The organism is Serratia nevei (genome assembly GCF_024160145.1).
GTDB lineage: Bacteria > Pseudomonadota > Gammaproteobacteria > Enterobacterales > Enterobacteriaceae > Serratia > Serratia nevei_A.
Genome location: NZ_JAMYWQ010000012.1, coordinates 72,522 through 95,240, shown reverse-complemented (window position 1 = coordinate 95,240; position 22,719 = coordinate 72,522). Strand labels below are relative to the sequence as shown.

Genomic DNA, 22,719 nt, shown 5'->3' with positions numbered 1-22,719 from the left:
CTCCGCGAAAAGGCCGAACGGGGAGGCGGTTGCCTCCCCGCGTCGCGCCGGTTACTGGTGGGTGACGACCACCAGACGAATGGCGTCCAGGCGCCAGCCGGCTTCATTGAGGTTGGCCAGCACCTGACGGCGATTGAACTCCAGCGTTTCGACTTCGTCGTCGCGGATGTTCGGGTTGACCGCCTTCAGCGCTTCCAGACGCGCCAACTCGGCGCTCAGCTTGTCGTCCGCCTGTTGCTTCGCCTGCTCGATAAGCGTGCGCGCCTGCGCTTCCACCAGGCTTTCCGCCTGCTGCAGCATGGCGTGCACGTCTTGCTGCACGGCGTTGACCAGCTTGCTGGAGGTGTGGCGGTTGACCGCGTTCAGCTGGCGGTTGAAGCTTTCGAACTCGACCTGCGCCGCCAGGTTGGTGCCCTTGCGGTCCATCAGCATGCGGATCGGCGTCGGCGGCAGGAAGCGGGTCAGCTGCAGGTGCTTCGGCGCCTGGGCTTCCACCACATAGACCAGCTCAACCAGCAGGGTGCCGACCGGCAACGCTTTGTTTTTCAACAGAGATACCGCACAGCTGCCGGTATCGCCGGACAGGATCAGATCCAGGCCGTTGCGGATGATCGGATGCTCCCAACTGACGAACTGCGCGTCTTCGCGCGACAGCGCCTGGTCGCGGTCGAAAGTGACGGTGCAGCCGTCCTGCGGCAGGCCCGGGAAGTCCGGCACCAGCATATGATCGGACGGCGTCAGTACGATCAGGTTGTCGCTGCGGTCTTCCTGATTGATGCCGACGATGTCGAACAGGTTGAGCGCGAAGCCTACCAGGTTGACGTCGTTATCCTGCTCGGCGATGGCGGCAGCCAGCGCCTGGGCCTTGTCGCCGCCGTTGGAGTGCATCTCCAGCAGGCGGTCGCGGCCCTGTTCCAGCTGCGTTTTCAATTGATCGTGCTGCTGGCGGCAGGCGTGGATGAATTCGTCCAGGCCTTCCTGCTCGGTCGGCGCGGCCAGATAGCCGATCAACTGCTCGTAGCAGCTGTCGTAGATGGTGCGGCCGGTCGGGCAGGTGTGTTCGAAGGCGTCCAGCCCCTCGTGGAACCAACGTCCCAGCACCGCCTGCGCGGTGTGCTCCAGGTAAGGCACCATGATTTGGATATCGTGCATCTGGCCGATACGGTCCAAACGGCCGATACGCTGTTCCAGCAGATCCGGGTTGAACGGCAGATCGAACATCACCAGCTGGCTGGCGAACTGGAAGTTGCGGCCTTCGGAGCCGATCTCGGAACACAGCAGCACCTGCGCGCCTTCCTCTTCGGAGGCGAAGTAGGCGGCAGCGCGGTCGCGCTCGATGATCGACAGCCCTTCGTGGAACACCGCGGCGCGGATCGCTTCACGCTCGCGCAACACCTGCTCCAGCTGCAGCGCGGTGTCGGCCTTGGCGCAGATCACCAGCACTTTTTCGTTGCGGTTGGCCAGCAGGTAGTCCAGCAGCCACTCGACGCGCGGGTCGAAGTTCCACCAGGTGGCGTTCTCGCCCTCGAACTCCTGATAAATCTGCTCCGGGTACAGCATGTCGCGCGCGCGCGCTTCGACGGACTTCTTGGCGCCCATGATGCCGGAGACTTTGATCGCGGTCTGATACTGGGTTGGCAACGGCAGCTTGATCTGGTGCAGGTTGCGGTGCGGGAAGCCTTTCACGCCGTTACGGGTGTTGCGGAACAGCACGCGGCTGGTGCCGTGGCGATCCATCAGCATGGAAACCAGCTCCTGACGCGCCTGCTCGGCGTTGTCACCTTCGCTGTTGGCGGCTTTGAGCAACGGTTCGATGTCCTGCTCGTCGATCAGCTCGCCCAGCAGGTTCAGCTTGTCGTCGGCCAGGCGCTCGCCGCTCAGCAGCAGGGTGACGGCGTCGGCCACCGGGCGGTATTTCTGCTGCTCGGCGACGAACTCGCCGTAGTCGTGGAAACGGTTCGGATCGAGCAGGCGCAGGCGCGCGAAGTGGCTCTGCTGGCCCAGCTGTTCCGGGGTGGCGGTCAACAGCAGCACGCCGGGAATGTGTTCGGCCAGCTGTTCGATCACCTGATATTCGCGGCTTGGTGCCTCTTCGCTCCAGGCCAGGTGGTGCGCTTCGTCGACCACCAGCAGATCCCACTGGGCGTCCGCCAGCTCTTCCAGGCGCTGCTTGTTACGGCGCACGAAGTCCAGCGAGCAGATCACCAGCTGTTCGGTTTCGAACGGGTTGCTGCTGTCGAGCTTGGCTTCGGCGTAGCGGCTGTCGTCGAACAGCGAGAAGTAGAGGTTGAAGCGGCGCATCATCTCTACCAGCCACTGGTGCTGCAACGTTTCCGGCACCACGATCAGCACGCGCTCGGCGCGGCCCGCCAGCAGCTGCTGGTGGATGATCATGCCGGCTTCGATGGTTTTGCCGAGGCCGACTTCGTCCGCCAGCAGGACGCGCGGCGCATGGCGCTGGCCGACTTCATGGGCGATGTGCAGCTGGTGCGGGATCAGGCTGGCGCGCATACCGCGCAGGCCGGCGAACGGCAGGCGATACTGCTCGCTCTGGTATTTGCGCGCACGAAAACGCAGCGCGAAACGGTCCATGCGGTCGATCTGGCCGGCGAACAGGCGATCCTGCGGTTTGCTGAAGGTCAGCTTGCTGTCCAGCAGCACTTCGCGCATCGCCACGCCGCTTTCCAGGGTGTCCTGGCGGGTGCCGATATAGGTCAACAGACCATTTTCCTCTTTCACCTCTTCCACCTGCAGCTGCCATCCCTCGTGGCTGCTGACGGTATCGCCCGGGTTGAACATCACGCGGGTGATCGGCGAATCGTTTCTGGCATAGAGGCGGTTTTCACCGGTGGCGGGGAAAAGCAGGGTAATCATGCGCGCGTCCAGCGCCACGACGGTGCCCAGTCCTAATTCGCTTTCCGTGTCGCTGATCCAGCGTTGACCAAGAGTAAAAGGCATATATTGTCGGCTCGATTCTTTGTAAGTAAGTCTTGTTACCGGGCGGGAAGGGCCGCGGCACCTGTACTGAACGTCTGCTAATCCCGGTTTGTTTTAAATTTGACGGGCAATAGCCGTTCACGCCATGCAGACGTCGCGAGACGGCAGGGCTAAGCGTGGTTCAGTTTTGGGAAGGGCGCTATGGTAATGGAAGGCGGCGCGTTCGTCACCTGCAAAACCGGATGATTTTTCTTAACCTGGCGCAATCTCAAAACAGCCCCATCTGCCCGGTGACCAGCGTGGTGAAATCATCGTGCAAGAAAGGGAGTATAGCGTCTGCCACCGGTTGCAGCTGGCGTTCGAGGTAATGCTGATAGTCGATGGGCGAATGGCGCGTTTCCAGCGGCTCCGGCCCGGCGACGGTCATCACGTAGCTGATCCAGCCGCCGTTTTGATACTGCAACGGCCGTCCCTGACTGCGGTTGTAGTCGTCGGCGATACGCGCGGCGCGGGCGTGCGGCGGCACGTTGCGCTGATAGTCGTCGAGCTTTCTGCGCAGGCGTTTGCGGTACACCAGCTGATCGTCGAAGTCGCCGTTCAGGGTTTTGCCGACGTAGTCGCGCACATAGTCCTGGTAGGGCTGCCGTTTGAAGATGCGCTGATAGAGCTGCTGTTGGAACTGCTGCGCCAGCGGCGTCCAGTCGGTGCGTACCGTTTCCAGGCCTTTGTACACCATCTCTTCCTCGCCGCCGGCGCGTGCGATCAGGCCGGCGTAGCGTTTTTTGCTGCCCTGTTCGGCACCGCGAATGGTCGGCATCAGGAAGCGGGAATAGTGGGTTTCGAACTCCAGCTCCAGCGCGTTCTCCAGCCCGAACTGCTGCTGCAGATGCTGCTGCCACCAGGCGTTGACCCGCTGTACCAGCGCCCGGCCGATCTGCGCCGCCTGCTGCTCGTCATGTGGCTGCTTCAGCCACACGAAGGTGGAGTCGGTATCGCCGTAAATCACCTGATACCCTTCGGTCTCGATCAGCTCGCGGGTTTGGCGCATGATCTCGTGGCCGCGCAGGGTGATCGACGACGCCAGCCGCGGATCGAAGAAGCGGCAGCCGCTCGATCCCAGCACGCCGTACAGCGCGTTCATGATGATCTTCAGCGCCTGTGACAGGGGCTTGTTGTGTTGGCGCTTGGCGGCCTCGCGCCCCTGCCAGATCTGCTCGACGATCGCCGGCAGGCAGTGTTTGCTGCGCGAGAAGCGGGCGTTGCGAAAGCCGGGCACCGAGTCGGCGTCGTCCGGATGGCGCATGCCTTCCACCAATCCGACCGGATCGATCAGAAAGGTGCGGATGATCGACGGATACAGGCTTTTATAGTCCAGCACCAGCACCGAGTCGTACAGGCCGGGTTGGGAATCCATCACGAAGCCGCCGGGGCTGTGTTCCTCCGGCTGTTCGCCGAGGTTGGGAGCGACAAAGCCCAGGCGATGCATGCGCGGCATATAGAGGTGGCTGAAGGCCGCCACCGATCCGCCGCTGCGATCGGCCGCCAGCCCGGTGACGGTGGCGCGCTCCAGCAGGAAGTTGAGCAGATCGGCCTTGGCGAAGATGCGCGTCACCAGCTCGCAGTCCTTCAGGTTGTAGCGGGCCAGCGCCGGCTTGTCTTCGGCGAAACGCCGGTCTATTTCCGCCATACGCTGATAAGGGTTGTCGATCGCCTTGCCTTCGCCCAGCAGCGCCTGCGAAACGTATTCCAGGCTGAAGGAGGGAAAGTTCCAGGTAGCGGATTTTAGCGCCTCGATGCCGTCGATAATCAGGCGGCCGGCGGCGGCGGCGAAAAAGTGGTTCTGTTTGAAGCCGTGCTCGCGCCACTCCAGCAGGTTGCCGCCGCGCCCCAGCCGCAGCGGGATCTGGTAGCGTTCGGCGTGCTTTTGCAGCACCCGCAGATCGAACTGCACCAGGTTCCAGCCGATGATGGCGTCAGGATCGTGGCGCTCCAGCCACGCGTTCAACCGTTCCAGCAGCTGGGGGCGGCTGGCGCAGTATTCCAGATCGAAATCCAGCGGCGCATCGCCGCCGTTGGCCGGCCCCAGCATGTAGACCTGCCGTTGGCCGCAGCCTTCCAGCGCGATGGAGTAAAGCTCGCCGTGGGCGGTGGTTTCGATATCCAGCGACACCAGTTTGAGCGTCGGGCGATAGTCCGGCGCCGGCTTCATCTGGCCGCTGAGCAGCGGCCCGCCGCCGTTGCCCTGGCCGCTGAACCACACCGGCGCGGTGATGAAGCGCTCCATCAGGTAGCGCTCCGGCGGGCGAATGTCGGCCTCGTAGACCGTAACGCCACCGTCCCGCAGCAGTTTTTCCAGCTTGATGAGCTGACGGTGCTGGCGGCAGTACAGCCCCAGCATCGGGCGGTGATGAAAATCCGTCAGCGCCAGCGGCTTGAGCTCGGCCTGCCGCTCTTCACGCAGCAGCAGTTCCGCACGCAGCCTGTGTTCGGCGGGGATGAACGCCACCGAGGTTTGCGGCGGCAGGCGCAGCTGAAGCGGGCCCGCGTCGGTCGCCAGCCAGAATTCGACCTCGGTGCCGGCAGGCGTATCGCGCCAGTGGCGGGTAAGCAGGAAACCCTGTTGCAGTGCTGTCATAACCCCTTCGTGTTCCGCCGGACGGCGTGTGCGACATTCAGCGAGATGTTTGTTTTGGCGCTAATATAGATAAATTATAGTATGGTTTTTTATACAGTGATTGTCCATCGCCGTGGGGCGTTGCCAAATGCACATACAATTCATCGATTGACTCGTTTGCGGCGGCGCTGGAAAATCCTTCGCCCCGTTTGGCCCGAATAATCCACAGAGGTGTAATGGAAGCCTATTTACAAGATTTGATCACCCAGTCACTGGCTTTCACCTTGATGGTCGTTCTGCTGGTCGCTTTTCTCGAGTCGCTGGCGCTGGTAGGGCTGCTGCTGCCCGGTACGGTGATGATGGCCAGCATCGGCGCGCTGATCGGCAGCGGCAAGGTGGACTTCTACTACGCCTGGGCGGCGGGCATCGTCGGCTGCCTGCTCGGCGACTGGATCTCCTATTTCGTCGGCCGCGCCTTCAAGGGGCCGTTGCACCGCTGGTCGTTCCTGAAGAAGAACAAAGCGCTGCTCGATAAAACCGAGCATGCCTTGCACCAGCACAGCATGGCCACCGTTCTGATCGGCCGCTTCGTTGGCCCGACGCGCCCGCTGGTGCCGATGGTGGCCGGCATGCTCGATCTGCCGCCGTACAAGTTTGCCTTGCCGAACATCATCGGCTGCCTGACCTGGCCGCCGGTCTATTTTTTCCCCGGCATTTTGGCCGGCGTGGCGATCGACATTCCCGCCGGTGCCAACAGCGCGATGTTCAAGTGGCTGCTGCTCGCTGCGGCGCTGCTTGCCTGGCTGGCGGTGTGGCTGAGCTGGCGCTGGTGGCGTGAGGGCAAGCGCAATGCCGATCGGCTGAGCCGCTGGCTGACGCCGCTGCGGCTGCGCGTGGTGTGCGCGGTGAGTTGGCTGGCGGCGTTGGCGATCGGTTATCTGCTGAGCCAGCAGCCGCTGATGCCGGTATATCGGCACCTGCTGTGGCAGGTGCTGTCCGGGCAATCATAATGGATAGGGGGCGTTAGCCCCCGTTCGCCTTACTGGAAGAACGCTTCCAGCTGTTCAAAGACCCGCACGTCCTCGCTGTGGCGCTTCACCAGCAGCACGTCTTCCAGCTTTTCCACCTGGCTTATCATCTGCTCCAGCCGTTGGTCGTCGGCGACCAATAGCCAAATGCGGCTCTGCTGGCCGTCCTTCAGCGGCAGACACAAAATGCCTTCGACGTTGAACGCGCGGCGGGCGAACAGCCCGCAAACGTGCGACATCACGCCCGGATGGTTGCGCACCGCCAGCTCCAGGATCACCTGGGGTTTATCTTGTGGTTGCAGCATGGCTTATTCTCCAATCATGTCGATGTTGGCGGCGCCCGGCGGCACCATCGGGAACACTTTTTCGTTGATATCGATCAGCGCGTGGATCAGGCAGGGGCCCGGGCGCTGGATCGCCTCGGCCAGCGCCGCCAGCGGATCTTCGGCAGCGTTCAGATCGCAGGTATCCAGCCCGAATCCGGCGGCGATCTTCAGGAAGTCGGTGCGCTTCGGATAGGCGGCGGCGAAGATGCGCTGCTGGTAGAACAGGGTTTGCTGCTGGTGCACCAGCCCCAGTGCCTGGTTGTTCATCAAAATGATTTTCACGTCCAGATCGTGTTCGACCGCGGTGGCCATTTCCTGAATGTTCATCATCAGGCTGCCGTCGCCGGAGAAGCACAGCACTTTGCGCTCGGGCTCCGCCAGCGCCGCACCGATCGCCGCCGGCAGGCCGAAGCCCATGGTGCCCAGGCCGCCCGAAGTCAGCCACTGGCGCGGCCGGCTCAGCGGATAGGCCTGCGCCACCCACATCTGATGCTGGCCCACGTCGGTGGTGATAATGGCGCTGTCGTCCACGCAGCGCGCGGCGGCCAGCACCAGGCCGTAATGGCTGAGCGGATCGTCGGCGTTCGGCATGTTGAACGGGAACTCGCGCTTCAGGTCGTTGACGGTGTTCAGCCACGCGCTGCGCGGCTGCTTGTCGATCTGCGGCAGCAGCTGTTGCAGTACCTGGCCGACGTCGGCATGGATCGCCACGTTGGCCTGCTTGACCTTGCCCAACTCGGCGCGGTCGATATCCACGTGAATGATGGCGGCGTTAGGGCAGAACTGCTCGGTTTTGCCGATCGCCCGATCGTCGAAACGTGCGCCCAGCACGATCAGCAGATCGGCCTCCTGCAGAATGAAGTTGGTGCTGCGCGCTGCGTGCATGCCCAGCATGCCGAGCGACAGCGGGTGTTCCACCGGTATTGCACCCAGCGCCATCAGCGTCATGGTGGTAGGCAGACCGGCGCGCTCGGCCAGTTCCAATGCCTGGCGGTGAGCGTCGGCACAGATGATGCCGCCGCCCAGGTAAAGGATTGGGCGCTTCGCCTGATTGATCATCGCGGCGGCCTGTGAAACCCGCGCCGGATCGAAGGCTGGGGCGGCGTCCGGCACGGCGATCGGCGGCAGCTCTTCCAGGGTGATGGTGGCGGTTTGCACGTCTTTCGGCACATCGATCCATACCGGGCCGGGGCGGCCGGACTCGGCGATGCGGAACGCGTCGCCGATCACCTGCGGCAGCTCGCGAATATCGCGCACCAGATGGTTGTGTTTGGTGATCGGGATGGAAATGCCGTAGGTGTCCACCTCCTGGAAGGCGTCGGTGCCGATCATCGAGGAAGGCACCTGCCCGGTGATGCACACCAGCGGAATGGAGTCGAGCTTGGCGTCGGCAATGGCGGTGACCAGGTTGGTGGCGCCCGGCCCGCTGGAGGCGATGCACACCGCCGCCTTGCCGTTGGCGCGCGCCATGCCCTGCGCCATAAAGCCCGCGCCCTGTTCGTGGCGCGCCAGCACGTGGTGAATGCGGGTGCTTTGGCTCAGCGCGTCATACAGCGGCAGCGCCGCGCCGCCGGGAATGCCGGCGACGGTGGTGATGCCCTGACGCTCCAGCAGATGAACGATCAATTGTGCGCCGGTGAAGCTGGTGCCCGGTTGAGGCGTGCCCGAAGTTGCCATGTTCCTGTCCTTTCTCAAGGCCGGTGAGCTGTGCTGGGCAGGGTGCTGAAACAAGAAACCCCGCCCGGTTTGCGCCGGCGGGGTTTGGGAATCGATGCGTTGATTCGGACCCTACGGCGCATTGCCGACGACCACCACCACACGCACGACGACCACCGCGGCTGGTAGCGCGGTCATTAGTAGGGTCGAAGTCAGCGAGGATGCGATCACAGGGAACCTTATCATCAGTAAAAAAAGTCAGGTTTTTATAAAAACACAGGCGCAAAATTCGCACAACAGGTTTATTGCCACAGCATAAAAAACGCGCGTCAGATCACGCTTTGCCCGAGATGCCCAGCACGCGCGCTTCCGGCGCGCTGCCGTCCAGCAGGGCCTGCGTCGGGCCATCGTAGTAGATGCGGCCGTCGACCACCAGCAGGGTGCGCGGCGCGATGCGCACGGCGTCGTCGAGGTTGTGCGACACCATCAGCAGCGTCAGGTTGCGCTGTTCGCACACCGTTTGCAGCAGCTGCAGCATCTCATTGCGCAACGCCGGGTCGAGCGCCGAGAAGGGCTCGTCGAGCAGCAGGATCGGCCGTTGACGAAGCAAACAGCGCGCCAGCGCGGCGCGCTGACGCTGGCCGCCGGAAAGCTGCGACGGCAGGCGCTCCAGGTGCTCCTCCAATCCGACCTGACGGGCGATATGCGCCCGCTGTTGGCGCTGCTGCGCGTTCAAACGCAGACCGGGATCCAACCCCAACCCGATGTTCTGCGCCACCGTCAGGTGCGCGAACAGGTTGTTCTCCTGAAACAGCATCGACACCGGCCGTTTGGCCGGCGGCGTGGCGGTGTGGTCTTCGCCGTTCAGCAGCAGCCGGCCGCTGGCCGCCGGCAGAAAACCGGCGATCAAACTCAGCAGGGTGCTTTTACCGGCGCCGCTGGGGCCGAGCACCGCGACGCGCTCGCCCGGCTGGATGCGCAGATCGAAGCGCATCGGCAGGTGTTCATACAGATAGGTCAGTTTTTCAAGCGTCAGCATGGCGGCCCGGTAAGCGTTCGATCAGGGTAAACAGCAGGAAGCACAGCAGCAACAGCAGCAATGCGGTCACCGCCCCGTCGTTGCTGCGGTAGGCGCCAATCTGCTGATACAGGTAAAAAGGCAGGGTACGGAAATGCTCGTTGCCAAACAAGGCGACCACGCCGAAATCGCCCAGCGACAGTACGCAGGCGAAGGCCAGCGCCTGCGCCAGCGGGCGGCGCAGCGCGCGCAGTTCGATCATCCGCAGCCGTTGCCAGCCGTGGATATCCAGCGACAGGCACAGCGGGTTGTAACGTTCGGCGAGGTCGCGCATCGGGTTCTCCAACACTTTCAGCGCGTAGGGCACCGCCATCAGCGCATTGGTGAGGATCACCAGCGCATAGGGCGATTGCGGCAGCCCGATCGTATCGCTCAACAGCAGGAAGAAACCGGTGGCCAGCACGATGCCCGGCATCGCCAGGATCACCATACCGCTCAGCTCCAGCGCCTGGCCGCCGCGCAGATGCTGCCGCAGCTTCAGCTCACGGCTGCTCCACAGCAGCATCACGGTGAGCGCCACGCACAACAGCCCGGCGCCGAGGGCGATGCGCAGCGACGTGAACAGCGTCTGCCACAGCACCGGCTGGCGCAGCACGCTGACCACGGCCTGATTGGCGCCGTCGGCGATCACCGCCAGCAGGGGCGGCAGCAGCAGCAGCAGCGCAGCGGCGATCAGCAGAAAATCGCCGACGCGCCGCCACAGGCTGTCTTCCGGATTGCGCCAGCGCTGAGCATGAGTATGGCCTACCGGCAACGCCTGGCTCAGACGCTGGCTGATCAACACCAGCCCCAGACAGCAGCCCAGCTGGATCAGCGCCAGCATGGCGGCGCGGCCCAGATCGTAGTCGTAACTCAGCGCCTGGTAGATCGCCAGTTCGATGGTGGTGGCCTGCGGCCCGCCGCCCAGCGACAGCACGGTGGCGAAGCTGGCGAAGCACAGCATGAAGATCAACGCGCCGCTCGGCAGGATCTGGCGGCGCAGCGCCGGCCATTCGACGAAGCGGAACTGCTGCCAGCCGTTCATGCCCAGCTGGGCCGCCAGCTGGCGTTGCTCTACCGGAATATGCTCCAGCGCCTGCAACAACAGGCGGGTGGCCAGCGGCAGGTTAAAGAACAGGTGCGCCAGCAGAATGCCCTGCAGGCCGTAGGGCGAGAAGCCGTACTCGACGCCCAGCCAGCCGCACAGCGTCGCCAGCCAGCCCTGGCGCCCATAGACGCTGAGCAGGCCGAACACCGCCACCAGCACCGGCAGCACCAGCGTCATGGCGCACAGCCGCAGCAGCAGCTGCCGGCCGGGGAATCGGCGGCGATAGAGCGCGCGCGCCAGCAAAACGGCGGGCAACACCGAAATCAGCGCAGACAGCAGCGCCTGCCAGAAGGTGAAGCGCACCACGTGCCACAGGTAGCTGTCCTGCCACAGGCCGCGCCAGTCGCTGTCCGGCGCGTGACGCCACAGCGAGCCCATCGCCAGCGTGGCGACCAACAGGATCACGCCGGCGGCCAGCAGCCCCGGCCAGAGCCAGCGGGGGATCAGCGGCTGACGGCGGTTTGCCATGCCCGGATCCAGCCGCCGCGTTGTTTGGCCACCTCTTCGGCACTGTATTGCAGCGCGGTCTGCGGCACGCTCATCTGCTCAAAGCCGACGGGCAGTGGGGTGTTGATCACCGGGTACATCCAGTTGCCGGTCGGGATGGTGTTCTGGAAGGCCGGCGTCACCATGAACTGCATGAAGCGCTCCGCCAGCTCAGGCTGTTTGGCGGCCTTCAGCTTGCCCGCCACTTCCACCTGCAGGTAGTGGCCTTCGCTGAACGTGGCGGCGGCGTAGAGATCTTTTTTCTCTTCGATCAGGTGATAGGCGGGAGAGGTGGTGTAGCTGAGCACCAGATCGCCTTCGCCTTTCAGGAACAGGCCGTAGGCTTCGCTCCAGCCTTTGGTGACGGTGACGGTCTTCTTCGCCAGCTGCTGCCAGGCGGCCGGCGCCTTGTCGCCATACACTTTCTGCATCCACAGCAGCAGGCCGAGGCCCGGCGTGCTGGTGCGCGGATCTTCATAGATCACTTTCCAGTTGCGATCGCCGCTGACCAGCTCCTGCAGGCTTTTCGGCGGGTTCTTCAGTTTTTCTTTGTTGTAGACGAAGGCGAAGTACCCGTAGTCGTAAGGCACGAAGGTCGCGTCCTGCCAGCCGCCCGGCACCGTCAGTTTGGCGGTGTCAACGCCGCTCGGCGCGAACAGGCCGGTTTGCTGCGCCGCCTGCAACAGGTTGTTGTCCAACCCCAGCACCACGTCGGCGGCGCTGTTCTTGCCTTCCATGCGCAGGCGGTTCAGCAGCGAGACGCCGTCTTCCAGCGCGACGAACTTCAGTTCGCAGCCGCACTCGGCTTCGAAGGCTTTTTTCACCGCCGGGCCTGGGCCCCAGTCGGCGGCGAAGGAATCGTAGGTGTAAACCGTCAGCGTCGGCTTGGCGAACACCGGCGCGGCACACAGCAGCAATAAGCAGGGCAGATATGTTTTGACCACGTTGCACTCCTGAAAAATAAGGGGGCAAGGGCATCTGAGGGGGCGAGGCGGCGTCGCCGGTTCGCTGGGCTCAAATCCCTCCGCCGGTATTGACCGGATCAGGTTCGACGGGTGTGCTCTCAGCGGAAAATCGGGCTTATCACGCGGCCCGACTAACCGCACCCCGTTGAGACGGCGCTATTGTAAAGATTAACCGACCCGGGCGAAAGGCGCTTATGCCTCCGGCGGAGCAAACCAGGCGGACTTGAAGTCGAACCAGCCGAGGGTGTTCATCCGCACGCCGCGCATGCTGCGCTGGCCGTGCAGCTGCAGCCAGTGGTGGAACAGCGGATGCAGCTGGTGGTTGCTGACCAGACGCTGGCAGAACTCGGCCAGCGGCAAGCGGTTGGCGCGCCACAGCGCCGCGTCCTGCGCCAGATCTTCGTTCATGCAATGCTGCATCAGCGGCAGTTCGTACAGCGTGGCGAACAGCGAAAACTCCAGCGGCAGATAGAAGTTGGCGCTGCCGAGCCACAGATCGCTGCGCGCGTCACCCTGGTGCCAGGTAGCGTAATCCACGCTTTGCACGATCAGGCGGATGCCGTGCTGCGCCAGCAGCGGTTCGATCGCCTGGCGAATGGCGTGAAACTCCGAATGTTCATTGAAGTGGGTCATCGTCAGTTCGGTCAGGCCCGCCGGTTTGGGCTGCTGCGCCAGCGTGCGGTTGTGGTGCCAGCGCGGCAGCAGGCCGTACGCCGGCGACCAATAGCGCTGGTAGAGCGGCCCGGCGTGGCTCAGCAGCGAAATGGGGTTGATCACTTCACACAGCCAACTGCGAATGGCGGGATCGGCGGCCAGCGGAGAACGCTGATCGAACAGCAGGAAATAGCACCCCTCTTCCAGCCGGCTTTCCAGCTCGCTGTTGCCGGTTTCATCGCCCTGCAGCTGCACGCCGGAGTGCACCAGTTCTTCGGAAAACTCCGGCAGCACCCAGATGTTCACCTCGTCGATCAGCGCCCGGTAGCCAAAATAGTCGTCGAAGGCGTGGATCTTCATCTGGCTGGGATGGTTGCGCACCACGCGGTAGGGGCCGGTGCCGACCGGATGGCGTGAAAAATCCGGCAGCTCGTGCCATTCGCGCGGCAGGATCATGGCGTGCACGCTGCCCAGCAGCCAGGGTAGCCAGTGATCGGGGCTGCGCAGCTGCACGTCGATAACGAACGGCGTCGGCGAGGTGACGCTCTCGATATGCGAGAACAGCGGTTGCGAGGTCAGACGCGAAAGCGACGCGATGACGTCCGCCATTTCCAGCTCGCGGCCATGATGAAAATGGATCGCCGGGCGCAGGTAAAACCGCCAGTGCAGCGGCGTCAGTGTTTGCCAATGGTGAGACAGATCGGACTCCAGTTCCCCGTTTTCCTCATTTATGCGCGTCAGGCCGTTGAAGATCTGGCGCGCCAAATGGGTTTCCGAACGCCGCAGCGCCGAGCCGGGCAGCAGGTTGTACAGCTGTCGGTAGTAGAGCACTCGCAGGATGTGTTTCCCCTGGCGGAAGCTGCGCCCCAACTGGGACAGCAGCATCTGGCGCACCACGTTTTTGTCGCCCACCAGCTGCACCAGCTGATCGATGCGATCCTGCTCCAGCAGTTCCTCGGCCCGCTGTTGCTGCAGCGCCAGGCCGGTATAGTGGAAGGTTAACCGTGAACGCTTGCCGCGCCCCGACTCCGCCTGCCAGGTGAGCCAGCCCTCTCGCTGCATGGCGCTCAGCAGGGAGCGCACGTGGCGCCGCGAGCAGCTCAGCACCTCCGCCAGCGCCTGCAGCGTGGTATCGGTGGCTTCGCCCTGGCACCGTTGCCACAGGCGGATGAACTGCTGCTGCAATCTGGAGGTAGACATAAAAGAGGAACGCTCCCGCTTCAACTCGTCAATTTTTCTTTCCCTATATTACGCCGATAATTTTCATCAATGAAAGGGGGAGGGCGTAATCATGAAAGCTTGCTTATCCAGACAGTTCTATCAGCGCTACTTCAGCGCGGTACGCCGCCAGCGCGCCGACTGGCTGAGCGTGGTGCCCGAACAGGCGCGGCTGGCGATGCTGGCGCACCTGACGCAATGGGACATCAAAGAGATGACCGATAAGCAGTATCGCGAGCACCTGTAGGGGCCGCGACAACCCGTTTCTGAGTAATGGTGCTGTTTCACCAGCCAGTGGGGCGACCCACTGGTTTTTTTATGTCTGGTCATGGCGATATGCTTGCATTTTCCTCACCTTGGCCTAAGGTTCTTTCTTCTGCTTTGAGGTCAGGGAAGACGATATGCACCGCCTGAGCCGGTTACCACTGCGCATCCACCCCATCTTTGCCGCATTCCTGCTGATCGCTTTTCTCTCGGGTATCGCCGGCGCCTTGCTGACGCCGACGCTCAGCCTGTTTTTGACCACAGAGGTCAAGGTGCGGCCGCTGTGGGTCGGGCTGTTTTACACCGCCAACGCGGTGGCCGGCATCGTGGTCAGCTTCCTGCTGGCCAAGCGCTCCGACACCCGCGGCGACCGGCGCAGGCTGATCCTGCTGTGCTGTCTGATGGCGGTTGGCAACTGTCTGCTGTTCGCTTTTAACCGCGACTACCTGACGCTGATCACGGCGGGAGTACTGATGTCCGCCGTAGCCAACACCGCCATGCCGCAGATTTTCGCGTTGGCGCGAGAGTATGCCGACAGCGAGGCGCGTGAAGTGGTGATGTTCAGCACCGTGATGCGCGCCCAGCTTTCGCTGGCCTGGGTGATCGGCCCGCCGCTGTCGTTTGCGCTGGCGCTCAGTTACGGGTTTACCGTGATGTTCCTGATTGCCGCCGCCACCTTCGCGGTTTGCGTGCTGCTGGTGGGTTTTACGTTGCCTTCGGTGCCGCGTGCGGCGGATGGCGAAGGGCTGCGGGACGGCGCTGCCGCGCCGATTGCGCCCGCCAGCGTCTGGCGCAATCGCGACGTGCGGCTGCTGTTTATCGCCTCGATGCTGATGTGGACCTGTAATACGCTATATATCATTGACATGCCGCTGTATATCACCGCCGAGCTCGGCCTGCCGAAAGGGCTGGCCGGGGTGCTGATGGGCACCGCCGCCGGGCTGGAGATCCCGGCGATGTTGCTGGCCGGTTATTACGTCAAACGCGTCGGCAAGCGCAACATGATGCTGTTGGCGGTAGTGGCGGGCGTGCTGTTTTACCTTGGGCTGACGGTGCTGGCGACCAAGCCGGCGCTGATCGCGCTGCAGCTGCTCAACGCGGTGTTTATCGGCATCGTTGCCGGTATCGGCATGCTCTACTTTCAGGATTTGATGCCGGGCCGACCGGGCGCCGCCACCACGCTGTTTACCAACAGCATCTCCACCGGGGTGATCCTGGCCGGGGTGCTGCAGGGGGCGCTGGTGGAGAACTTCGGCCATGGCTCGGTGTATTGGATGGCGGCGCTGTTGGCGCTGACGGCGCTCGGTATGAGCGCCAAAGTGCGTGAAGTGTGAGGTCAAACGGCGGCATTCTTGATGCAAGTCATTGAGAAGGCTAAACCGGACGCCCAAGCTGAAGGCATATGGAGCGCGATCGTTGCGCCCACGCCCGTCTCGCTATTGAGATGCCGCCTTGTTGTTTAGAACAGTGGGAACGTTATGGATAAACTCACACCGCTCAAACCGCTTCCTTCCCTGTGCGCCCTCGCCGCCACGCTGATTATCTGGTTCCTCATTCCCGTGCCGGAGGGCGTTGCGCCTAACGCCTGGCAACTGCTGGCGCTGTTTATCGGCACCATCATCGCCATCATCGGCAAGGCGATGCCGATCGGTGCGGTCTCGGTGATCGCCATCGCCCTGGTGGCGGTGACCGGCGTCACCAACCCCGGCAAGCCGGGCGCCGCGCTGGACGACGCCCTCAGCGGCTTTTCCAACCCGCTGATCTGGCTGATCGGTTTTTCGATCATGATCTCTCTCAGCCTGAACAAAACCGGGCTGGGCGCGCGCATCGGCTACTACTTTATTTCGCTGTTCGGCAAGAAAACGCTGGGCATCGCCTATGCGCTGACGCTGGCGGAAACCACGCTGGCACCGGTGACGCCGAGCAACACCGCGCGCGGCGGCGGCATCATTCATCCGATCATGAAGTCGATCGCCGACAGCTTCGGTTCCAAACCCGAGCTCAATACCTCCGGCAAGATCGGCCGCTATCTGTCGCTGGTGAACTACAACATCAACCCGGTCACTTCGGCGATGTTTATCACCGCCACCGCGCCTAACCCGCTGATCGTCAGCCTGATCGCCAAAGGCACCCACGGCAGCTTCGAGCTGTCCTGGTCGATGTGGGCGGTCGCCGCGCTGGTGCCGGGGCTGTGTTCGCTGATCGTAATGCCGTTGGTGATCTACCTGCTGTATCCGCCGGAGGTGAAAAGCACCCCGGACGCGCCGCGCTTCGCCCGTGAAAAACTGCAGGCGCTGGGGCCGGTGACGCTGCCGGAGAAGATCACCCTCGGGGTGTTCGCCCTGCTGCTGGTGCTGTGGGCCGGCATTCCGGCGATGATTTTCGGCCCGGCGCTGGCGGTCAATCCCACCACCGCGGCGCTGATCGGCCTGGCGGTGCTGCTGGCCACCGGCGTGCTGAGCTGGGAGGACGTGCTGAAACACAAGGGTGCCTGGGACACCGTGGTGTGGTTCTCGGCGCTGGTGATGATGGCCGGCTTCCTCGGCAAACTGGGGCTGATCGGTTGGCTGTCGCAAACCGTGGGCAACGGCATCGACCATATGGGCATGAGCTGGGTGGGCGGCACGATCTTGCTGACCCTCATCTATTTGTATTCGCACTATTTCTTTGCCAGTACCACTGCGCACGTGACGGCGATGTTCGCCGCCTTCTTCGCCGCCGGCATCGCGCTCGGCGCGCCTCCGGCGCTGTTGGGCCTGATCCTGGCGTTCTCTTCCTCGCTGATGATGTCGCTGACGCATTACGGTACCGGCACTGCACCGATCATCTTCGGCTCCGGCTATGTGACGCTCGGGGAGTGGTGGAAAGCGGGATGGGTCATGAGCGTGGTTAACCTGCTGATCTGGATGCTGATCGGCGGGGCATGGTGGAAGCTGCTGGGCTACTGGTGAGGAAAAAATTCACCCGCCGGGCGGCGGGTGAAGGGGATTAATTCAGAAACGCCGGCTGCTGCGCTTCGTAGCGGGAGATGTCCGCTTCGTGCTGCAGCGTCAGACCAATGCTGTCCAGCCCGTTGATCATGCAGTGGCGGCGGAAGCTGTCGATTTCGAATGGATAGCTTTTGCCGCCGGCGTTGACCGTCTGGTTCTCCAGATCCACCACGAACTCGGTCCCCTCGTTAGCGCCTACCAGCTTGAACAGCTCATCCACCTGCTGCTCGCTCAGCGTCACCGGCAACAGCTGGTTGTTGAACGAATTGCCGTAGAAGATATCGGCGAAGCTCGGCGCGATCACCACTTTGAACCCGTAGTCGGTCAACGCCCAGGGCGCGTGTTCGCGCGAGGAGCCGCAGCCGAAATTCTCCCGTGCCAGCAGGATGCTGGCGCCTTTATAGCGCGGTTTGTTCAGCACGAACTCAGGGTTCGGCTGCTGGCCGGCGTCGTCGAGGAAGCGCCAGTCGTTGAACAGGTGCTGGCCGAAGCCGGTGCGGGTGACCTTCTGTAAAAACTGCTTGGGAATAATGGCGTCGGTGTCGACGTTGGCCGCATCCAAAGGCACCACTAAGCCGGTATGTTGAGTAAATTTAGCCACGTTAGCCCCTTAGTGAATATCACGGATGTCGGCGAAGTGACCGGCGACGGCGGCTGCGGCGGCCATCGCCGGGCTGACCAGGTGGGTGCGCCCACCGCGGCCCTGACGCCCTTCGAAGTTACGGTTGCTGGTGGATGCGCAGCGCTCGCCCGGATTCAGGCGGTCATTGTTCATCGCCAGACACATCGAGCAGCCCGGCAAACGCCATTCGAAACCGGCTTCGATAAAGATTTTGTCCAACCCTTCGGCTTCCGCCTGGGCTTTCACCGGGCCGGATCCCGGCACCACGATGGCCTGCACGCCGCTGGCGACCTTGCGCCCCTTGGCGATCGCCGCCGCCGCGCGCAGATCTTCGATGCGTGAGTTGGTGCAGGAGCCGATGAACACTTTGTCGATCGGCACGTCGGTCAGTTTGATGCCCGGTTTCAAATCCATATAGGCCAGCGCTTTCTCGGCCGACGCGCGCTCGACCGGATCGCTGAACGATTCCGGCGCGGGGATCGCCTGATTGACGGCGATCACCTGGCCGGGGTTGGTGCCCCAGGTGACCTGCGGCGCGATCTCTTCGGCGTGCAGCGTCACCACGGTATCGAATTGGGCGTCGGCATCGGACTTCAGCGTGCGCCAATAGGCGACCGCCTGCTCCCAGTTTTCGCCGGTTGGTGCGAACTGGCGCCCCTTCAGGTAGGCGAAGGTGGTGTCGTCCGGCGCCACCAACCCGGCCTTGGCGCCCATTTCGATCGCCATGTTGCACAGGGTCATGCGGCCTTCCATGCTCAACGCTTCGATCGCCTTGCCGCAGAATTCCACCACGTGGCCGGTGCCGCCGGCGCTGCCGGTTTTGCCGATCACCGCCAGCACGATGTCTTTGGCGGTAATGCCCTCGGCGGCGTCGCCGGTGACTTCAATCTTCATGGTCTTGGCGCGGCCCTGCTTCAGGGTCTGGGTCGCCAGCACGTGTTCCACTTCGGAGGTACCGATGCCGAACGCCAGCGAACCGAAAGCGCCGTGGGTGGCGGTGTGCGAGTCGCCGCAGACGATGGTCATGCCCGGCAGCGTCATGCCTTGCTCCGGCCCGATCACGTGTACGATGCCCTGGAACGGGTGGTTCAGGTCATACAGCGAAACGCCGAATTCCGCGCAGTTCTTGATCAGCTCCTGCATTTGGATGCGCGCCATTTCGCCGCTGGCGTTGATGTCTTTGGTCTGGGTCGACACGTTGTGATCCATGGTGGCGAAGGTTTTACCGGGCTGGCGCACCTTGCGGCCCATGGCGCGCAGGCCGTCGAACGCCTGCGGCGAGGTGACTTCGTGCACCAGGTGACGGTCGATATACAGCAACGGCGTTTCGTTCGGCGCTTCGTGCACCACGTGGGCGTCGTACAGCTTCTGGTATAAGGTCTTGGCCATGTTATGCCCCCTGAGCTACAAAGCGAGCGATGATGTCGCCCATTTCATCGGTGCTGACGGCTTTACCGTCACCGGCCAGATCGGCGGTGCGGTAGCCCTGTTCCAACGCCTGATTGATGGCGCGCTCGACGGCGTCGGCCGCTTCGTCAGCGCCCAGGCTGTAACGCAGCAGCAGGGTGGCGGACAGGATCTGCGCAATCGGGTTGGCGATGCCTTTGCCTGCAATGTCCGGCGCGGAACCGCCCGCCGGCTCGTACAGGCCGAAGCCTTGCTCGTTCAGGCTGGCGGACGGCAGCATGCCCATCGAGCCGGTGATCATCGCGCACTCGTCGGACAGGATGTCGCCGAACAGGTTGGAGCACAGCAGCACGTCGAACTGCGACGGATCCTTGATCAACTGCATGGTGGCGTTGTCGATATACATGTGCGACAGCGACACGTCCGGGTAATCCTTGGCGACCTGATTGACCACTTCACGCCACAAGATGGAGCTTTGCAGCACGTTGGCCTTGTCGATCGACGTCACCTTGTGGCGGCGCTTGCGGGCGGATTCGAAGGCGATGCGCGCGATGCGTTCAATCTCGAAACGGTGATACACCTCGGTGTCGAAGGCGCGCTCCTGCATGCCCTGGCCTTCGCGGCCCTTCGGCTGGCCGAAGTAGATGCCGCCGGTCAGTTCGCGCACGCACAGGATGTCGAAGCCGCGGGCGGCGATGTCGGCGCGCAGCGGGCAGAATGCCTCCAGCCCTTGATACAGGCGCGCCGGGCGCAGGTTGCTGAACAGCTTGAAGTGCTTGCGCAGCGGCAACAGCGCGCCGCGTTCCGGCTGCTCGGCCGGCGGCAGGTGTTCCCATTTCGGACCGCCCACCGAGCCGAACAGAATGGCGTCGGCCTGCTCGCAGCCGGCGACGGTGGCTTGAGGCAGCGGGCTGCCGTGGCGATCGATGGCGATGCCGCCGACGTCGTATTCGGCGGTGGTGATGCGAATGTCAAAGCGTTGACGCACGGCGTCCAACACTTTGCGCGCCTGAGCCATTACTTCCGGGCCGATGCCGTCTCCGGGCAAGACGGCAATGTGATAAGTCTTCGTCATGTTCACACCGTTTCCTGATTATTTTGATGTTTGTTTTGCTGCAGGCGCTGCTTTTCTTTTTCTACCTGCTGTGAGCGCCAAATATTGTTCAACACGTGCACCATCGCCTTGGCGGAGGATTCGACGATGTCGGTCGCCAGACCTACGCCGTGGAAACGGCGGCCGTTGTAAGAGACCACGATATCTACCTGGCCCAGCGCGTCGCGGCCATGGCCCTTGGCGGTCAACTGGTATTTCACCAGCTCGATCGGGTAGTCGGTGATGCGATTGATTGCCTGATAAACCGCATCGACCGGGCCATTGCCGGTGGCGGCCTCGGCTTTCTCTTCGCCGCCGCAGATCAGTTTCACCGAGGCGGTGGCCATGATGCTGCTGCCGGACTGCACGCTGAAGTAGCCCAGGCTGAAGTGCTCCGGCTCTTCCTGCTGTTTGTTGATGAAGGCCAGTGCCTCCAGGTCATAGTCGAATACCTGGCCCTTTTTGTCGGCCAGCTTCAGGAAGGCGGCGTACAGGGTATCCAGGTTATAGTCCTGCTCCTGGTAGCCCATCTCTTCCATGCGGTGTTTCACCGCCGCGCGGCCGGAGCGGGAGGTCAGGTTCAACTGCACGTCCTTCAGGCCGATCGACTGCGGGGTCATGATTTCGTAGTTTTCGCGGTTCTTCAGCACGCCGTCCTGGTGAATGCCGGAGGAGTGAGCGAAGGCGTTGGAACCGACGATCGCCTTGTTGGCCGGGATCGGCATATTGCACAGCTGGCTGACGATCTGGCTGGTGCGGAAGATTTCCTGGTGATTGATGTTGGTGTGCACGTTCATGATGTCCTGGCGCACTTTAATCGCCATGATCACTTCTTCCAGCGAACAGTTACCGGCGCGCTCGCCGATGCCGTTCAGAGTGCCTTCCACCTGACGGGCACCGGCCTGTACCGCGGCGATGGAGTTGCCGACCGCCATGCCCAGATCGTCGTGGCAGTGTACGGAGATGATGGCTTTGTCGATGTTCGGCACGCGGTCATACAAGGTGGTGATGATGCCGCCGAACTGGTTCGGCGTGGTGTAGCCGACGGTGTCCGGGATATTGATAGTGGTGGCACCGGCGTTGATGGCGGCTTCGACCACGCGGCACAGATTGTCGATCGGCGTGCGACCGGCGTCTTCACAGGAGAACTCTACGTCGTCGGTGTAGTTGCGGGCGCGTTTGACCGAGCGCACCGCCATCTCCAACACTTCGTCGAACGAGCGCTTCAGCTTCGATTCGATGTGCAGGGTCGAGGTGGCCAGGAACACGTGGATGCGGAACGCTTCGGCGACGCGCAGCGCTTCGGCGGCCACGTCGATGTCTTTGTCCACGCAGCGGGCCAGGCCGCAGACGCGACTGTTCTTGATCTGGCGCGCGATGGTTTGCACCGACTCGAAGTCGCCCGGCGAAGAGACCGGGAAGCCGACCTCCATCACGTCAACGCCCATTCTTTCCAGCGCCAGCGCAATCTGAATCTTCTCTTTTACGCTCAGGCTGGCCTGCAGCGCCTGTTCGCCATCGCGCAGCGTGGTATCGAAAATAATGACTTGTTGGCTCATCGGTGCGTTCCTTATCGTGTTGATTTCACGCTAAGCGGGCAAAAAAAAACCCGCGCAGTAGCGCGGGTTTCTTATGGGTGATCGGCTGAGTCAGCTCCGAACTTCGTCCACAGGCATACCGCGCAAACAAGATGCGTTGAGTAGTAGGCCTAGTAGACGGTGAGTACGGATCATAAGGGTTCAGCTTCTCTTAAATGGGGTGTCTGCCTAATTTGATACGTGATTGGCCTGGCGATGTCAACACCTGATTGAATGAGGGGAGAATGCACCGGCTAAGCGGCCAAACAGAGGATAATTCGGCAAAAAAGCGATGGCTTAGAGAAAAAATGGGGCCAGTTTGCGTGCTGCTTAGCATAAACGAATCGAATATATACTGCGCTAATTGCTTCTGGATTTCGTTGGGTTAAGATTTGTGATGGAAAAATAAGAGAGGTTAATCACGGAGGGGGATGAAATAACATTTTTAATACAAATGGTTTAAATTTAATTCATATGATTAATTGATTGTTTTAGTCATAATATAACAAAATAATGCGATTTTACACAAAGTGAGCGGTGTTTTTAGATGGTTTGATTGCTTATGATGTGTTTTTATAGTTTGTCCCATACAGTGCGGTTGCGTTGTTTAATTGTATTAATCATTGTTGATACCTAATTATTAGTACCACCCAGGTGGCATTCTTCCCGCCAACGGGAGAAGCTACTGACATGCATTCCATATACGACTTATATCGT

The 22,719-nt window shown here is 62.3% G+C and carries 17 protein-coding genes and 1 riboswitch; of the genes, 4 read left to right on the top strand and 13 right to left on the bottom strand.

From position 1 onward, the window contains the following. Positions 1 to 51 precede the first annotated feature (51 nt). Together rapA and M6G53_RS11050 are read right to left on the bottom strand one after the other, a co-directional pair. Positions 52 to 2,958, bottom strand: coding sequence for an RNA polymerase-associated protein RapA (gene rapA, locus M6G53_RS11055; protein ID WP_253331277.1), 2,907 nt, complete (start codon positions 2,956 to 2,958; stop codon positions 52 to 54). Between the two features lie 247 nt (positions 2,959 to 3,205). Then, positions 3,206 to 5,572, bottom strand: coding sequence for a DNA polymerase II (locus M6G53_RS11050; RefSeq protein ID WP_253331276.1), 2,367 nt, complete (start codon positions 5,570 to 5,572; stop codon positions 3,206 to 3,208). A gap of 215 nt (positions 5,573 to 5,787) precedes the next feature. Between M6G53_RS11050 and M6G53_RS11045 the strand changes: the two genes are divergently transcribed. Beyond that, positions 5,788 to 6,561 carry a DedA family protein gene (locus M6G53_RS11045; RefSeq protein WP_253331275.1) on the top strand — a complete coding sequence of 258 codons (774 nt, stop codon included), beginning with the start codon at positions 5,788 to 5,790 and terminating at the stop codon, positions 6,559 to 6,561. A 29-nt stretch (positions 6,562 to 6,590) separates the two neighbouring features. Here the strand turns inward: M6G53_RS11045 and ilvN are convergent, their stop codons facing one another. From ilvN to sgrR, 7 genes are all read right to left on the bottom strand, one after another. Further along, on the bottom strand, positions 6,591 to 6,884 hold the full coding sequence (ilvN, locus tag M6G53_RS11040) for an acetolactate synthase small subunit (protein WP_253331274.1): 294 nt from the start codon (positions 6,882 to 6,884) through the stop codon (positions 6,591 to 6,593). Positions 6,885 to 6,887: 3 nt separating this feature from the next. Beyond that, positions 6,888 to 8,582 (bottom strand): acetolactate synthase large subunit, encoded by a 1,695-nt coding sequence (ilvB, locus tag M6G53_RS11035; protein WP_253331273.1) that lies wholly within the window; start codon positions 8,580 to 8,582, stop codon positions 6,888 to 6,890. 111 nt (positions 8,583 to 8,693) lie between these two features. Then, positions 8,694 to 8,807: an ilvB operon leader peptide IvbL gene (gene ivbL / locus M6G53_RS11030; protein WP_301286184.1), complete on the bottom strand. Its 114-nt coding sequence runs from the start codon at positions 8,805 to 8,807 to the stop codon at positions 8,694 to 8,696. An 88-nt stretch (positions 8,808 to 8,895) separates the two neighbouring features. Further along, complete coding sequence (thiQ, locus tag M6G53_RS11025; protein WP_253331267.1) at positions 8,896 to 9,600, bottom strand: thiamine ABC transporter ATP-binding protein ThiQ; 705 nt, start codon at positions 9,598 to 9,600, stop codon at positions 8,896 to 8,898. Next, on the bottom strand, positions 9,587 to 11,194 hold the full coding sequence (thiP, locus tag M6G53_RS11020; RefSeq protein ID WP_253331265.1) for a thiamine/thiamine pyrophosphate ABC transporter permease ThiP: 1,608 nt from the start codon (positions 11,192 to 11,194) through the stop codon (positions 9,587 to 9,589). Before thiP ends, thiQ begins: the two co-directional genes overlap by 14 nt. Continuing rightward, positions 11,170 to 12,156, bottom strand: coding sequence for a thiamine ABC transporter substrate binding subunit (gene thiB, locus M6G53_RS11015; RefSeq protein WP_253331263.1), 987 nt, complete (start codon positions 12,154 to 12,156; stop codon positions 11,170 to 11,172). Before thiB ends, thiP begins: the two co-directional genes overlap by 25 nt. Before the next feature lie 57 nt (positions 12,157 to 12,213). Next, positions 12,214 to 12,332, bottom strand: a riboswitch (TPP riboswitch). Positions 12,333 to 12,369: 37 nt separating this feature from the next. Continuing rightward, a complete protein-coding gene (sgrR, locus tag M6G53_RS11010) occupies positions 12,370 to 14,031 on the bottom strand; it encodes an HTH-type transcriptional regulator SgrR (RefSeq protein WP_253331261.1) in 1,662 nt (553 codons plus the stop codon). Positions 14,032 to 14,122: 91 nt separating this feature from the next. Between sgrR and sgrT the strand changes: the two genes are divergently transcribed. The 3 genes from sgrT to M6G53_RS10995 all read left to right on the top strand — a co-directional run bounded on the left by sgrT (position 14,123) and on the right by M6G53_RS10995 (position 17,264). Beyond that, positions 14,123 to 14,296, top strand: a complete 174-nt coding sequence (gene sgrT, locus M6G53_RS11005) for a glucose uptake inhibitor SgrT (RefSeq protein ID WP_253331259.1) — start codon at positions 14,123 to 14,125, stop codon at positions 14,294 to 14,296. A 154-nt stretch (positions 14,297 to 14,450) separates the two neighbouring features. Beyond that, the gene (locus M6G53_RS11000; RefSeq protein WP_253331257.1) at positions 14,451 to 15,647 is read left to right on the top strand and encodes an MFS transporter; all 1,197 of its coding nucleotides are present in this window, start codon (positions 14,451 to 14,453) and stop codon (positions 15,645 to 15,647) included. 144 nt (positions 15,648 to 15,791) lie between these two features. Next, complete coding sequence (locus M6G53_RS10995; RefSeq protein WP_253331255.1) at positions 15,792 to 17,264, top strand: DASS family sodium-coupled anion symporter; 1,473 nt, start codon at positions 15,792 to 15,794, stop codon at positions 17,262 to 17,264. A gap of 37 nt (positions 17,265 to 17,301) precedes the next feature. Here the strand turns inward: M6G53_RS10995 and leuD are convergent, their stop codons facing one another. The 4 genes from leuD to leuA are packed head-to-tail and all read right to left on the bottom strand — an operon-like array spanning position 17,302 to position 21,984. Continuing rightward, entirely contained in the window at positions 17,302 to 17,904 is a 603-nt protein-coding gene (leuD, locus tag M6G53_RS10990; RefSeq protein ID WP_240023167.1) for a 3-isopropylmalate dehydratase small subunit, read from the bottom strand. 9 nt (positions 17,905 to 17,913) lie between these two features. Further along, positions 17,914 to 19,314 (bottom strand): 3-isopropylmalate dehydratase large subunit, encoded by a 1,401-nt coding sequence (leuC, locus tag M6G53_RS10985; RefSeq protein ID WP_048232639.1) that lies wholly within the window; start codon positions 19,312 to 19,314, stop codon positions 17,914 to 17,916. A gap of 1 nt (position 19,315) precedes the next feature. After that, positions 19,316 to 20,407 (bottom strand): 3-isopropylmalate dehydrogenase, encoded by a 1,092-nt coding sequence (gene leuB, locus M6G53_RS10980; RefSeq protein WP_049198159.1) that lies wholly within the window; start codon positions 20,405 to 20,407, stop codon positions 19,316 to 19,318. A 2-nt stretch (positions 20,408 to 20,409) separates the two neighbouring features. Continuing rightward, positions 20,410 to 21,984 carry a 2-isopropylmalate synthase gene (gene leuA / locus M6G53_RS10975; protein WP_004932820.1) on the bottom strand — a complete coding sequence of 525 codons (1,575 nt, stop codon included), beginning with the start codon at positions 21,982 to 21,984 and terminating at the stop codon, positions 20,410 to 20,412. Positions 21,985 to 22,719: the final 735 nt, after the last annotated feature.

Coding starts and splice junctions, on each gene's coding strand:
- M6G53_RS11000 (WP_253331257.1), top strand. CDS start 14,451: ATGCACCGCCTGAGCCGGTTACCACTGCGCATCCACCCCATCTTTGCC.
- sgrT (WP_253331259.1), top strand. CDS start 14,123: ATGAAAGCTTGCTTATCCAGACAGTTCTATCAGCGCTACTTCAGCGCG.
- thiQ (WP_253331267.1), bottom strand. CDS start 9,600: ATGCTGACGCTTGAAAAACTGACCTATCTGTATGAACACCTGCCGATG.
- M6G53_RS11045 (WP_253331275.1), top strand. CDS start 5,788: ATGGAAGCCTATTTACAAGATTTGATCACCCAGTCACTGGCTTTCACC.
- ilvN (WP_253331274.1), bottom strand. CDS start 6,884: ATGCTGCAACCACAAGATAAACCCCAGGTGATCCTGGAGCTGGCGGTG.
- M6G53_RS10995 (WP_253331255.1), top strand. CDS start 15,792: ATGGATAAACTCACACCGCTCAAACCGCTTCCTTCCCTGTGCGCCCTC.
- rapA (WP_253331277.1), bottom strand. CDS start 2,958: ATGCCTTTTACTCTTGGTCAACGCTGGATCAGCGACACGGAAAGCGAA.
- leuC (WP_048232639.1), bottom strand. CDS start 19,314: ATGGCCAAGACCTTATACCAGAAGCTGTACGACGCCCACGTGGTGCAC.
- leuA (WP_004932820.1), bottom strand. CDS start 21,984: ATGAGCCAACAAGTCATTATTTTCGATACCACGCTGCGCGATGGCGAA.
- sgrR (WP_253331261.1), bottom strand. CDS start 14,031: ATGTCTACCTCCAGATTGCAGCAGCAGTTCATCCGCCTGTGGCAACGG.
- thiP (WP_253331265.1), bottom strand. CDS start 11,194: ATGGCAAACCGCCGTCAGCCGCTGATCCCCCGCTGGCTCTGGCCGGGG.
- ilvB (WP_253331273.1), bottom strand. CDS start 8,582: ATGGCAACTTCGGGCACGCCTCAACCGGGCACCAGCTTCACCGGCGCA.
- leuB (WP_049198159.1), bottom strand. CDS start 20,407: ATGACGAAGACTTATCACATTGCCGTCTTGCCCGGAGACGGCATCGGC.
- M6G53_RS11050 (WP_253331276.1), bottom strand. CDS start 5,572: ATGACAGCACTGCAACAGGGTTTCCTGCTTACCCGCCACTGGCGCGAT.
- ivbL (WP_301286184.1), bottom strand. CDS start 8,807: ATGATAAGGTTCCCTGTGATCGCATCCTCGCTGACTTCGACCCTACTA.